Source organism: Nonomuraea sp. NPDC001684 (assembly GCF_053596515.1).
Window position 1 is genome coordinate 1 of sequence record NZ_JBSFGJ010000920.1, and the last position, 1,029, is coordinate 1,029.

Here is a 1,029-nt window from a genome sequence, read left to right on the forward strand (position 1 = left end):
GCGAAGGTGAGAACTTAAGCGCCGGTAAACGGCGGTGGTAACTATAACCATCCTAAGGTAGCGAAATTCCTTGTCGGGTAAGTTCCGACCTGCACGAATGGCGTAACGACTTCCCCGCTGTCTCAACCGCAGACCCGGCGAAATTGCACTACGAGTAAAGATGCTCGTTACGCGCAGCAGGACGGAAAGACCCCGGGACCTTCACTACAGCTTGACATTGGCGTTTGGAACGTCTTGTGTAGGATAGGTGGGAGACTGGGAAGCTCGGACGCTAGTTCGGGTGGAGTCATTGGTGAAATACCACTCTGGTCGTTTTGAACGTCTAACTCTGGTCCGTGATCCGGATCGGGGACAGTGTCTGGTGGGTAGTTTAACTGGGGCGGTTGCCTCCTAAAGAGTAACGGAGGCGCCCAAAGGTTCCCTCAGCCTGGTTGGCAATCAGGTGTTGAGTGTAAGTGCACAAGGGAGCTTGACTGTGAGACTGACGGGTCGAGCAGGAGCGAAAGCTGGGACTAGTGATCCGGCATCGGCGTGTGGAAGCGGTGTCGCTCAACGGCTAAAAGGTACCCCGGGGATAACAGGCTGATCTTCCCCAAGAGTCCATATCGACGGGATGGTTTGGCACCTCGATGTCGGCTCGTCGCATCCTGGGGCTGGAGTAGGTCCCAAGGGTTGGGCTGTTCGCCCATTAAAGCGGTACGCGAGCTGGGTTTAGAACGTCGCGAGACAGTTCGGTCCCTATCCGCTGCGCGCGCAGGAGACTTGAAAGGGGCTGTCCCTAGTACGAGAGGACCGGGACGGACGAACCTCTGGTGTGCCAGTTGTACCGCCAGGTGCACGGCTGGTTGGCTACGTTCGGAAGGGATAACCGCTGAAAGCATCTAAGCGGGAAGCTCGCCTTGAGATGAGGTCTCCCACCACGAGAGTGGGTAAGGCTCCCGGTAGACGACCGGGTTGATAGGCCGGAGGTGGAAGCACGGTAACGTGTGGAGCTGACCGGTACTAATAGGCCGAGGACTTGACCACAAA

General features: G+C 57.1%; 1 rRNA gene. It reads left to right on the top strand.

What is annotated here, in order from left to right:
- A 23S ribosomal RNA gene (locus ACWCSD_RS53090) occupies positions 1-1,026 on the top strand; the annotation flags it as partial.
- Between the last annotated feature and the right edge of the window lie 3 nt (positions 1,027-1,029).